General features: G+C 55.6%; 8 protein-coding genes. All 8 read left to right on the top strand.

Annotated elements, in window-relative coordinates; genetic code table 11:
• The first annotated feature begins 77 nt into the window (after positions 1-77).
• The 8 genes from EDC14_RS07810 (at position 78) to EDC14_RS07775 (ending at position 11,050) form a co-directional block, all read left to right on the top strand.
• Positions 78-278 carry a cold shock domain-containing protein gene (locus tag EDC14_RS07810; protein WP_207930721.1) on the top strand — a complete coding sequence of 67 codons (201 nt, stop codon included), beginning with the start codon at positions 78-80 and terminating at the stop codon, positions 276-278.
• A 431-nt stretch (positions 279-709) separates the two neighbouring features.
• On the top strand, positions 710-1,135 hold the full coding sequence (locus EDC14_RS07805; RefSeq protein WP_132013721.1) for an EVE domain-containing protein: 426 nt from the start codon (positions 710-712) through the stop codon (positions 1,133-1,135).
• Between the two features lie 389 nt (positions 1,136-1,524).
• Entirely contained in the window at positions 1,525-3,798 is a 2,274-nt protein-coding gene (locus EDC14_RS07800; protein ID WP_132013720.1) for a HelD family protein, read from the top strand.
• A 217-nt stretch (positions 3,799-4,015) separates the two neighbouring features.
• Complete coding sequence (locus tag EDC14_RS07795; protein ID WP_165907876.1) at positions 4,016-5,812, top strand: sensor histidine kinase; 1,797 nt, start codon at positions 4,016-4,018, stop codon at positions 5,810-5,812.
• Positions 5,802-7,412, top strand: a complete 1,611-nt coding sequence (locus tag EDC14_RS07790; RefSeq protein WP_132013718.1) for a response regulator — start codon at positions 5,802-5,804, stop codon at positions 7,410-7,412. The genes EDC14_RS07795 and EDC14_RS07790 overlap by 11 nt, the downstream gene beginning before the upstream one ends.
• A gap of 178 nt (positions 7,413-7,590) precedes the next feature.
• Entirely contained in the window at positions 7,591-8,859 is a 1,269-nt protein-coding gene (locus EDC14_RS07785; RefSeq protein WP_132013717.1) for an extracellular solute-binding protein, read from the top strand.
• Positions 8,860-9,062: 203 nt separating this feature from the next.
• Positions 9,063-9,947: a carbohydrate ABC transporter permease gene (locus tag EDC14_RS07780; protein ID WP_132013716.1), complete on the top strand. Its 885-nt coding sequence runs from the start codon at positions 9,063-9,065 to the stop codon at positions 9,945-9,947.
• Between the two features lie 269 nt (positions 9,948-10,216).
• A complete protein-coding gene (locus EDC14_RS07775) occupies positions 10,217-11,050 on the top strand; it encodes a carbohydrate ABC transporter permease (protein ID WP_243662856.1) in 834 nt (277 codons plus the stop codon).
• The last annotated feature ends 880 nt before the right edge of the window (positions 11,051-11,930 follow it).

Raw genomic sequence — 11,930 nt, 5'->3', positions numbered from 1 at the left:
CGATGTGGAGGACGATTCCTTGGTTGAAGCTTGGGATATGTGCGCCAGTTCAGCATCCATGATTTTAGGAGGAACGGTTGATGAAAGGCAAAGTCAAATGGTTTAATTCGGAGAAAGGTTTCGGTTTTATCGAGCGGGAAGGCGGCGACGACGTCTTCGTCCACTTTTCGGCGATCAAGATGGACGGCTACAAGTCACTGGAGGAAGGCCAAGCCGTGGAGTTCGATATCGTCAACGGCCAGCGTGGACCGCAAGCTGAAAACGTCACGCTAGGATAATCTTTCGAAACCAACCAAGGCGCCGGTCCCAGAGTCCGGGGCCTTTTTTGTTTTTCCCGGACCGAACGGCGGAGCCGTTTTTGGGATATAATTTTAAAAAAAGCGGAATCCCCGGCGGAGTGGAAGCAGGCGGGCCGCGGGGTTCCCTGGGCGGCAATGTCATCAAGCTATCGTGGAAAAATTTCGCTGACGAATTGAACGCCGACCGGGCGATAAATCACCCGGCTACAAGGCGAAAGGACCTTGAAAGGCCCTAAAAAACGGGATAAAATATTCTGCTGAAAATTAGCCACGGAAGGCTTCCATCTTGTAGCCGGGGCATTCATGCCCCGGTTGGCCCGCATATCGTCTACATCGTAGGCACCGTTGAAACCAAATTCCAAGATATGGAATCATCACTTGATGACATTGCCCTGGGCGGAGGGATAAAAATGCAGTTGTGGCTGGTCAAAACCGAACCGGAGGAATTCGGATACGCCGACTTGGAACGGAACGGCCGCGAGCGCTGGAACGGCGTCCGCAATTGGCGGGCCATTCAGAATATCCGGCGGATGCAGCCGGGCGACCGGATTTTCATCTATCACACCGGGAAGGAAAAGGCCATTGTCGGCACGGCCCAGGTCGTCTCGGCCCCTTACCCGGACCCGGAGGCGAACGATCCCCGGCTGCTGGTGGTGGACGTTGAACCCCGGGGCCGGCTGGCCCGGCCGGTCACCCTGCGCCAGATCAAGCAGGATCCCTGCTTCGGCCAGTGGGAACTGGTCCGCCTGCCCCGGCTGTCGGTGATGCCGGTCCGGCCGGAATACTGGCAGCAGATCCTGGCCCTCTCCGGAGCGGCCGCGCCCGTCGCCACCTAAATGGAGCCCATCCAAAAACCAAGACCGCTGTCTTTCAAAAACGGCGGTCTTTTTTGTAACGATTTGAATATGGGTATGATAGTCTGCTATCGCGCGGAACGACCCTTGACCTACCCGGGAGAAGCCCAGGCTCGATCCTATCGGAAGCCACACCTATATTATACCACAAAACCGGGGTTTTTTCTCTCCTTATAATTTTGGCGCCGCCGCCTTACAATAAACCTATGCCCGGAGCGGGGAAAGGTATTGAATTCGGCGGCAGCTGACGATATATTAAACAGTCCTCCCTTGCCAGGGCTCCCAGGGCACGAAGCCGGACCCGCGCCGGGTTTCTCCGGGTGGAGCTTCCCCGCGGCCAAGGGGTAATCTCGCATCAAAAGGAGTTATTCGTGGACGAACTGGAACGCCAATCCGAACAGCAGCGGCTGGAGCTGGTGCTGCGCGAGATCCGGGAGCAATTGGAGCTGAGCCAGGGGAATGTCAGCGGCTCCCGTAAAGAGCTGCGCGCGGCCCTGGACGCATATTGGGAACGGCCGACGGCCAATGTCTGGGACCAGGCGCAGCAGATCGAGGCCGTGGCCCGGCAACGCAGCCTCACGGCAGCTACCTATCAGAAACGCGCCCGCCTGGAGAAGCTGTCCGAGTCGCCGTATTTCGGCAGGATCGATTTCCGGGAGGAAGCACCGCTCCGCCAAGAACGGCCCGAGGCGGTCTATATCGGCATCGCCTCGCTCGTCGACCGGGCCGGCGGCGCTTATCTCATCTATGACTGGCGCTCGCCGATCGCCGGGATGTTCTATGATTTCGAGCCCGGTCCGGCCAAGTATCTTTGTCCGGCGGGCACGATCCGCGGCGAGATCACCCTCAAGCGGCAGTATAAGATCGTCGCGGGCCGGATGCTCTCGCTGTTCGATACCGACTTGCAGATCGACGACGAGATCCTCCAGGAGATCCTGGGCCGCAGCGCCGATTCGAAGATGCGGACCATCGTGGCCAGCATTCAGCGGGAGCAAAACCGGATCATCCGCGACGAAACCCACGGACTGCTCCTGGTCCAGGGTCCCGCCGGTAGCGGCAAGACCTCCATCGCCCTGCACCGGGCGGCGTATCTGCTCTATCTGGAACGGAACGCCATCACCGCCAAGAATATTCTGATCCTCTCGCCCAACCAGATCTTCAGCGACTATATCTCGGGCGTCCTGCCCGAGCTGGGCGAGGAGAATGTGCTCCAGACCACCTTCCGGGAGTACATCCTGAGTTTCCGGCGGCATTTTCCGCTGGTGGTCGAGGAACGCGACGCCCAGTTGGAATACTTGCTGGCCGGTCCCGCCGGTCCCGACGACCGGGCCTATGCGGTGCGCGCCGCCGCAGTCCGCTACAAATCGTCGCCGGAATTCGCGCAAGTGATCCGGAATTGCCTGGCCGACCTGGAAACCGAACTGAGCCGGGATTGCCCGGCGCTGGAATGGCGCGGCCGGACCATCATGGCCCCGGAGGAGTGGCGGAGCCTCTTCCGGGAGACCCTCGCCTACCTGCCGCCCACCGCGCGGCTGGCCCAGATCAAAAAGCGGGTTCAGATCCAGCTGCGGCCCTCCCTCCATGAGCTCCGCCGCGAAAAGGAAGCGGAGATCGCCGCGGGCGGCGAAGAGGTGAACGAAAAGACCATCAAGGCCCTGGCCCGGCTGGCCGCCCACCGGGAGCTGGAACCCTTGCTGGCCGAGCTGGACCGGCTGACCACCCTGATCCCCTTCGAGCGCTACCGGCGGATCTTCGAGGACGACGCGCTCTTCGCGCGGCTGACGGCCGGGAACGCCGTCCCGCTGGAATGGCCGGCCATCAAAGCGCAGACGCTGGAATGGTTCGACCGTGGCTTCATTCCCTACGAGGATCTGCTGCCGCTCATCTACTGCCAGGGAATGCTGGACGGTTTTCCGGTCCGGAACGGCATCCGTTACCTGATCATCGACGAAGCCCAGGATTACTCGGCCCTGCAGTACGAGATCCTGAAACGGCTCTTTCCGGAGGCCGCCTGGACCGTGCTCGGCGATCCCGCCCAGGCGATCCATCCCTACTTTCAGACCGCCGATTTTGAGGCCGTCGCTGCGATTCTGGGCATGGAGCGCTCGCTGGCCATCCGGTTGCAGCGGAGCTACCGCTCCACCCGGGAGATCCAGTCTTTCTGCCAGGGTCTGCTGGTGGAAGCGGCCGCCGTGGAGCCGATCAACCGCAGCGGCGACCTGCCGGAGCTGCACCGCTTGGCATCCCCGGCGGCGCTCCCGGAGACAGTGGCGCGCCTGATCGGAGAACTCCGCGCCAAGGGCTGCCGCTCGCTGGCGGTGATCTGCAAAACCGCCGGCGAGGCCGCTGCGCTTTACGCCGCATTGCCGGAAGGGCACGGCCTGTCGCTCATCACCCGGGAAGCCGGGGAATTCCGCAGCGGCGGCGTGATCATCCCCATCTACCTGGCCAAGGGTCTCGAATTTGACGGAGTGTTGATTCCCGACGCCAGCGCCGGGGTATACAGCGCCGCGCGGCCCGGCGACCGCCAATTGCTCTATATCGCCTGCACCCGCGCATTGCACCGCCTGGTGCTCTGCCACTCCGCCGCGCTCTCGCCTTACCTCGCCAACTTGGACCCCGGGCTCTACCGGAGCATTCCCTAGGCGGCAATTCAGCCGCCTAGGCTTCCGGGCCGTTTTTTTCTCTCCCCGCGCTTTCCAAATCATTTATCCTATTTTTTCCAACTTTCCGTTGTTTGCTATTTTTATAAAACTTTTTCATTTCCAACAGGTTAAATAAATTCTTTATGGAATTCTTATTTAACATGATATTAACTCAATGGCAATCTTTTCCTTACCCGGACTTCAAGGAGCAATTCGAATGATCCCTCAATGGTTCGCCCGGCTCTGGGACGGTATCTGGGTCAAACTGCGCAACCTGCGAATCGCGGCCAAGATCATGATCTTCTACTTTTTGCTGCTGGTCTTCACCATTTCCATCAGCAGTTTCCTCTATCAAGCCATCAACGCCCGGATCATGTCGGAAAAGATCAGCGAAGTCTCGGTCCAGACCCTCCGTTCCATCAATCTCAACATCAACTTGTTGATGGATACGGTCAATAACTACTCCAAGATGATCCTGGCCAATGAGAGCGTCCAGAATATGTTGCGCAACACCGGCCGCCAGAACGACCTGCGCAATCAGCGGACCGTTACCCGCTATCTGATCGAGCTGACGGAATCCACGCCCCTGATCGAAGGGGTCTATCTTTTCGGCAACGACGGCAGCCGTTACGCCGCGGTGGACCGCTCCAGCGTCAAATCTACGAGCATTCGTCTGTTGCGCGACGCTTCCTGGTATCACGACGTGACCCGGTTAAAAGGCGGCTATATCTTGCGTTTGAACTCCGGCGGCGCCTTAATCCCGGCCAAAGGGAGCAGCTTCGTCTCGCTGATCCGGGTGGTGAACGATCTCAACACCCAGCAGCCCATCGGCTTCATGATTATCAACATCCCCGGCAAGGCGGTGGTCAATGCGTTCGCCGGACTCAGCACCAAATACGATTCCCGCATCATCCTCCAGACCGAGGAAGGCGATTTCATCAGCAACCTGCCGCAGCTGCCCGAGCTGGATCTGGAACAGCTTTTCCAGCATGCCAACGGCCTGGATTCCAACTCGATCACCCAAAAGATCGGCGGCCGCAGTTACCTGGTTTCCTATCTCAAAGCGGCCAAGTTGCGCTGGAAGATCATCAGCGTGATCCCTTTCGACGAATTATCCAAGGAGTCGCGCCTGCTAAACTGGATCGCTTTCTTCTTCATCCTGGTCAACAGCGTTTTGCTGGTGGCCGGAACGGTGCTGATTTCGCGCTTCGTGACCCACCCCATTCACCGGCTGTTGAAGTCGATGAAAGGCGTCCAAAAAGGGGTTTTTCAGCGGGTGGACATTAAGACCGGCAACGACGAGATCGGCGAACTCAAAAACGGTTACAACATCATGATCGAGGAGATTCAAAAGCTCATCGCGAAGCTGGTCGCCGACCAAAAGATCAAGCGCAAAGCGGAGTTGGACGTATTGCAAGCCCAGATCAAGCCGCACTTTTTGTATAATACCTTCGATGCCATCAGCTCGCTGGCGCTGGCCGGACGGAATACGGAGGTCTATCAGCTCATCAAGGCGCTGGGCAGTTATTACCGGATCAGCCTGAATAAAGGGAGGGAGATCATCTCCATCGCCGAGGAACTGGAGATCGTCAAGAATTATCTGACGATCCAACAGATCCGCTATCAGGACGCTCTCTCTTTCCATTTGGACATCGACGAACGGGTTTACCCCTATCAGATTCCCAAACTGATCCTCCAGCCCCTGGTGGAAAACGCTTTGTATCACGGGATCCGGCCCACCGGCGAACCGGGAGTCATTGCCATTGCGGCCCGTTTGCAAGAGGATTGTCTGATTTTGACCGTCCGCGACGACGGAGTCGGAATGACCGAAGCGCGGATCGCTGCGATCATGGAAGGGGAAGGTTCGTCCGGGTTCGGCTTGCGGGGCACCATCGAGCGGTTGCGAATTTTTTATAACACGTTGAATGTGTTGCAGATCGCCAGCCAACCGGGTTGCGGCACCACGCTGACGATTACCGTCCCATTGAAGGAGGCTGCTCAAAGTGGCGAATGAACCTTTGAAAGTGATCATCGTCGATGATGAGTATCTGGTGCGGGATCTTTTAAAAAACTGCATTGACTGGAATCGTTACGGCATGATCATTGCCGGAGAAGCGGCCAGCGCGCCCGAGGCCCTGGAGTTGATTGAGCGCGAAACCCCGGATATTCTCTTCACCGACATCTGCATGCCGTGCATGGACGGGCTGGAATTCAGCGCGCTGGCCATCGAGCGCCATCCCCCATTGAAAGTGGTCGTTCTGACCGGACATGAGGAGTTTGAGTATGCCCAGCGCAGCATCAAGGTCGGAGTGAGCGATTTTTTGCTCAAACCGATCAATGATGAAGAAATTGCGAAAGTGGCTGCCCGGTTGCAGGATACGATCGCCAGGGAACGGAACCGGCAGGATGAATACTGCCGGCTCAAAGAACAGCTGACCGAACACCTGCCGTATCTGCGGGAGAAGTTTTTCAACGAGTTGATCCTGAATCCGGCGTCCGCCGGCGGGAATGACCTTCGCAGCAAGCTAACCTACTACGGCATCGAGCTCGCCGGGGATAATCTGCAAGTGGCGGTCCTGGAGAGCATGGATCTGGACCGCACCGCCAACTCCTGGGAAGAAGACCGGCTGGTCCTCGCCATGCAAGGCATGGAGCTGGTCCGTCAAACTCTGGCGGAACACCCTTTCGACCACTGCTTCTTCGACAACAGCCAGCGGGTGGTGATTCTCCACTCCGAGGCGGGTTTCGACCTGAACGAGCTCTGCGAGGCGATCAAAACGGCGGCCCTGCGCCGTCTGACCGGAGCTTTCTGCATCGGTATCGGCGGTGCGTATCAAGGACTCGAACACATCTGCCATTCCTACAAAGAGGCCTGTTTCGCCCTGCGCTACAAGGTGCTGCTCGGCAAGAACCAGCTGATTCATTACAGTGATCTTCATGTCGCCGAGGAACGGGAGTGGCATTTCCAAAGCGAACAATCGGAGCTGTTCGAGTTTTATCTGAAAGCCGGCCTCAGTGAGAAGGCGCTGGATCTGATCGAGGATTTCTACCAGCCCTTAAGCCATGCCCAAAACGTGGCGCTGGCTCCGATCCGGGTGATCGCCGCCAATCTGGTCTCCTGGGTCCTCAATGTCCTCACCGGACAGGGGATCAATCTGGCCGACATCTTTGAGGATACGCTCCAGCCCTATCAGGATGTCTTTACCATTGACACGCTGCCGGAGATGAAAGATTACCTCAAGCAACTGACGCTGCGGTCCATCGCCGCCGTCCATTCCGCCCAAAACCGTAAAGTCAACAAGCTCACCGCCAAGATCCAGGAATACCTGCTGGTTCACTATCCCTGCAGCAACCTCTCCCTGGCCGGGGTCGCCAAGGAGTTTTATTTGAATCCCAGTTATTTAAGCCGCATCTTCAAACAAACAGTCGGACAGTCGTTTGTGGAATTTCTCACCCAGATCCGGATGGAGAAAGCCATCAAGATGCTGAAAGAGACCGATCTGAAAGTCTACCAGATCGCCGAACGGGTCGGGATCGGCGATCCCCATTATTTCAGCATCTGCTTTAAGAAGTATACCGGGATGTCGGTGAACGACTTTCGAAAAAAGCAATGAAACAGTCTCCTTTAATCCCAGTCGGCGTCTTCAGCCACTCATCGCCCAGTCCAGGGGCACCACAAAATTGTTACTATTTTGGTAAAACGGGTGAATTGAGATGGCCTAGTTTTTCGATTAACATTTTATTAACGACAGGTTAGCGGGTTGTAACCTGAAAATTAGAGGAGGTTGTTTGATGAAAAAGCGATTTTTCAAACTGATCGGCCTGTGCGCTTTGTTCACCTTGATCATGTTCACCCTGGCAGCCGAGGCCGCGCCCAAGACCGTCACGCTCAAGCTGTGGCATCTCTGGGCCGCCGATACCGAGGCGAATAAGATCCCCATGCAGAAAGTGGTCGCCGCGTTCGAGAAATCCCATCCCAATATCAAAATCGAAGTAGACGCGGTCGAGAACCAGACTTACAAAACCAAGATCAAAACGGCCATCGCCGCCAACGAAGCTCCGGATATCTTCTTCAGCTGGGGCGCGGGTTTTGCCCAACCCTTCGTCGATTCCAAGAAGGTATTGGCCCTGGATCCCTATCTCAAGGACGGCACCAAAAACCGCATCCTGGGCGGCACCTTGGCCAACTACACCTACAACAAGAAGATTTACGGCTTGCCGCTTTACATGTGGGCCGGCGTATTCTATGTCAATAAAGAGTTGTTCGCCAAGAACAATATCAAGATCCCCACCACCTACAAAGAAATGATGGAAGCCGCCAAGGCCTTCCGCGCCAAAGGCATCACCCCGATCTCCGTCGGTGAGAAGGATCGTTGGTGCGGCATGTTCTTCCAAAACATCTTCGCGTTGCGTACCGGCGGCGCCAAATTGTGCGTCGACGCTTTGAGCAAGAAAGCCTCGTTTGATCAGCCGGCGTTCGTACAATCGGCGCAACTCTTGAGCGACCTGGTGAAGGCCAAAGCCTTCAACGACGGTTGCCTGGGTCTGACCCACGACGAAGCCCAAGCGGTATTCCTCAACGGCCAGGTTCCCATGTACTACCAGGGCAGCTGGGAAGCAGGCACCTTTGAAAGAGAGGGTTCGCCGGTTCAAGGCAAGATCGTGGCCATGCGATTCCCTGCGGTCGAAGGCGGCAAAGGCACTCAGGATGAATTCCTGGGCGGCGCCATCGATACCTTCATGGTCAGCGCCAACACCAAGTACCCCAGACAAGCGGCCACCGCTGTGAAGTATATCTGCGAAAACATGTCGCGCGAAGCGTATCTGGCCGGCGGCAACCTCCCCACCTGGAAGGTCAATGTCGACAAATCCAAGATCAATCCGTTGCTGGCTCAGGTCGCCGAGCTGACCAAAAGCGCCAAAGGCTATGTGCTGGCCTGGGATACCTTCCTGGTCGGTTCCGAAGCCGATGCTCACTTGAACCTGGTTCAAGAGATCTTCGCCGGAATGACCACTCCGGAACAGTTCGCCAAGGGCATGCAGAAGCTGAATCAAAAGTAAGATTCCCCAAGAATGTCTCCCCCTGTTCGTGGCCGAGGGCCTCCCTCGGCCACGAAGGGGGTTTCTATTATTCCATAATCCGGCGTTCTCCCCGCCTGTGGAAAAGAACGGGGAGAACCCGGCGTTTGTTGGTGACATCAAGGCGTATGTGCCGCCGGCCTCAAGCATGATAAAAATATGGGCGGCATAGGCGGGAGGAAGAAATGGATAAGTTCCTTGCCGATAAAAAGGCGATTTGTGTCTTTGTATTACCGGCTTTTCTTATTTTCGCGGTGATTGTAATCGCCCCGATCTTTTTCTCCAGTTATTATAGCACGCTCCGCTGGGACGGGTTTGGCAACGGCGCGTTTATCGGCCTGCAAAACTTCGTCGGTTTATTCACCAATACCGCGGACGGTTTTCCGAAATCGATTATCAATTCGTTCATTCTGGCGGGCCTCTCGGTCTTCGTGCAGCTGCCGCTGGCGCTGTTTTTCGCCTTGGTTCTGGCCCGCGGAATCAAGGGCGAAGTCTTCTACCGGACCGTCTATTTTATTCCGGTCATCCTCTCCACCGTGGTCATCGGCCAACTGTGGATGAAGATCTATCATCCTTCCTTTGGCCTTTTGAATATCTTTTTATCCACGGTGGGATTAAAATCATTGACCCACGCCTGGCTGGGCTCGACCGACACTGCCCTCTTTGCGGCCTTTATCCCCAGCGTCTGGCAGTACATCGGATACCACATGCTGTTGATGTATGCCTCGGCCAAATCGGTCTCCGATGACATTTATGAAGCCGCCAAGATCGACGGCGCTTCCGAGGCGGCCATCGCCCGTTATATTACGATCCCGCTGATCATGCCGATGATCAAGATCTGTGTGATCTTCGCGGTGATCGGTTCTTTGAAATCGTTCGACCTGGTCTATATCCTCACCGGCGGCGGCCCGGTCCACGCCAGCGAGGTCCCCAGCACGCTGATGTTCAATACGATCTTCTTTAAGTACATGTATGGTTACGGCAGCGCGATGGCGGTGTTTATCATTGCCGAATGCCTGCTTTTCACGGTCGCCATTCAGAAACTGTTGAAAGCCGAAGATTCGTTATAAAAAGAATGATGTCCCAAGTTATCCCGGGTCCTTTAAAAGCGTTGTGATAAACCCTGTCCGAAGGGCAGGGTGAACACAAAAGCTCAGAGAAGCAAGTGATAAAGTCGATTTTTAATCCTTTGAAAGAGTGATTTCCGAATTTGAGGACTTTATCACATGGCTTTTGAAACTTGCCGTGACATCTTGAGAAAGGGTGAACTGCTTTGGCGGTCGGATTGAAACGACAAAAAGCCGGCACCGGCTTGACACTGAAAAACTTTTCGGCATTTTTGCGCCGCGACGGCCAAAAAAAGCATTACGTTTTAGGCTTTTTTTTGGGACTATTCACGATTATCCAGCTTTATCCCCTGATTTGGCTGGTCTTATTCTCTTTCAAAGACAACATGGAGATCTTCGGCGGCAATGTCCTGGGGCTGCCCCACCGGCTGCTCTGGCAGAACTACAATCAGGCGTTGTTCAGCGGCAAAGTCGGTTTATACTTTGTCAACAGCTGCCTGGTGACCGGGGCGACCATTCTCATCTCCGGCCTGCTCAGCGCGATGGCTTCCTATGCTATCACCCGGATGAAATGGAAGTTGAGCAAAATCACGCTGACCATCTTCCTGTTGGGCCTGATGCTGCCGATCCATGCGGCCCTGCTGCCTTTATTCGTCATCCTGCGCAATATGCATCTGCTCAATACCTATTGGGCCCTGATCATTCCGTATGTGGCCTTTGCGATGCCCATGGCCATCTTCATCTTTTCCGGGTTTTTGCAACTGATCCCGCGCGAACTGGAAGAGTCGGCCTGCCTCGACGGTTGCAACATTTATCAGATCTTCTTCAAGATCGTCTTCCCCCTGATCAAACCGGCCGTGGCCACCGTCTCCATCTTCACCTATCTGTCGGCCTGGAATGAGCTGATGTTTGCGGTCACCTTCATCAGTAAACAAGAATTTCGCACCTTGACGGTAGGAATTATGTCGCTCGCCGGCCAGTACACCACCGAGTGGGGGCCGATCGGAGCCGGACTGGTGGTGGCCACGCTTCCGACGATCCTGGTGTACTCCTTGATGAGCGACCAGGTGCAAAAGAGCCTGACTGCCGGAGCACTGAAAGGCTGAGGCTCACTGAGACCGACGAAATACCCGCGAAAACCGGGGCAAACCGGAAACTCCCATCCGGTGAGGTCCCAAGCGAAAAGAGGATCCATCCAAGTTGGGATAATAGAATCGAATTTAAAAAGCCAATCGTGCGATTGGCTTTTTAAATTTGACGATTATCAAGTGCTCCGCTCACTCACGAAGGGATTGAAGGATAAGTCATGGCGTCTAACAGCGTCGTTTGGCGGATACGTGATCGGGTTGAGGAACTGAAAGAGCACGTTTTGTGAATCACGGATCGCTTTAGGTGACTGAAAGAGCTCATTCAGTCGTCGGGCAAGCTGGTTTTGTGAATAAGCGAACTTGCTCAGTCGTTCCGCGAGCTCTTTTTGTGGATGAGTGAGCTCGTTTTGTGAATAAGTGAGCTCGCTCAGTCGCTCGGCAAGCTCGTTTTGTGGATAAGCAAGCTTGTTTTGTGAATGAGAGAGCTCGCTCAGTCGTTCAGCGAGCTCTTTTTGTGAATAAGCCAGCTAATGATTATCAAGTTAGCTCCGCTCACTCACGGAAGGGATCGAAGGATAAGTCATGACGTCTATAGTCCTAACCCTCGGCCCTTCCCGAATCGGGGAAGGGGAACCACCGGGCTCCGGGGTCCAAAAGCCTTTGGGCTGCGGAGAATGGTGGTTACTCTCCCCGATTCGGGGAGAGCCAAGAGAGAGGAAGAAGGCTAGATCGAATCCCTATCATGCTTACGTACTTTCTTGCGGATTTAACTTTATAATCATCAGCCAGCTATTTTTGTGGATGAACGGATCCGTTTAACGGGGTTAATGGTTTTGACTGTGGATAAGTCGGGGAAGTGCGGCAAAAACCGGATACAGTCAGCGGGTGAGCGGAGCTA

The sequence above is a fragment of the Hydrogenispora ethanolica genome (assembly GCF_004340685.1).
GTDB classification, from domain to species: Bacteria; Bacillota; UBA4882; order UBA8346; family UBA8346; genus Hydrogenispora; species Hydrogenispora ethanolica.
Note: the sequence above shows the minus strand (reverse complement) of the source record. Positions and strands in the feature narration are given on the sequence as shown.

Bases quoted from the DNA above. Each gene is read 5' to 3' on its own strand.
- EDC14_RS07805 (WP_132013721.1), top strand. From the start codon at position 710: ATGCAGTTGTGGCTGGTCAAAACCGAACCGGAGGAATTCGGATACGCC.
- EDC14_RS07795 (WP_165907876.1), top strand. From the start codon at position 4,016: ATGATCCCTCAATGGTTCGCCCGGCTCTGGGACGGTATCTGGGTCAAA.
- EDC14_RS07785 (WP_132013717.1), top strand. From the start codon at position 7,591: ATGAAAAAGCGATTTTTCAAACTGATCGGCCTGTGCGCTTTGTTCACC.
- EDC14_RS07780 (WP_132013716.1), top strand. From the start codon at position 9,063: ATGGATAAGTTCCTTGCCGATAAAAAGGCGATTTGTGTCTTTGTATTA.